Below are 618 nucleotides of genomic sequence, written 5' to 3' on the forward strand. Positions count from 1 at the left end.
GAGCCCGGCGGCCGCCAGTCGCGCGGCGGCCAGGGGTGCGGCTCCCGAGGTGACGATGGCGCGCCGGTGCGCGGGAACCGCGTCGTAGAGGGCCCGCGCTCCCGGCACGCTCGGCAGGTCGACCGCGTCGGAGAGCTCCAGGTCGAGGATGCGGTCGAGGCCCTCGGTGTGCTGCGCGGGGGCGAGCAGCCGCGACACGAGCACGTGAGCGGGCTGCCCGTGGTTCTCGTGCAGGGCCTCGGCGGAGACGCCGTAGTGGGCGGCGAAGCGGCGCCACGACCGGATGACCGAGGCGGTGGAGTCGACGAGGGTGCCGTCGAGGTCGAACAGCACCGCGTCGAACGTCCGGCGGAAGACCACGGCGTCGGGGTCGAGCGACGGACGCGGCCCGACGACGACGCGCACGCGCGCGAGCTGCTGCGCGGTCGACAGGTCGGCGTCGATGCGGGTCACTGGGATCGCCGGGGGAGGCGGGGTCTCGTCGGCGCGGTGGAGGTCTCGCGGGGCAGCCCGTTCGGCCCGCCGCGCGGCGAGCAGCTCGGGGTCGCCCGTGAGGTGGATCACGTGCGGGGTCGCCGGAGCCACCGCGGCGCGGAGCAGCTCCCACGCCGCTCCGCC

General features: G+C 76.9%; 1 protein-coding gene. It reads right to left on the reverse strand.

The features are described from left to right. Positions 1 to 618, reverse strand: a 618-nt coding sequence (locus DW309_RS13100; protein ID WP_168387272.1) for an HAD family hydrolase, incomplete at both ends; no start/stop codon positions are given.

The sequence above is a fragment of the Microbacterium sp. K41 genome (assembly GCF_004794395.1).
GTDB lineage: Bacteria > Actinomycetota > Actinomycetes > Actinomycetales > Microbacteriaceae > Microbacterium > Microbacterium sufflavum.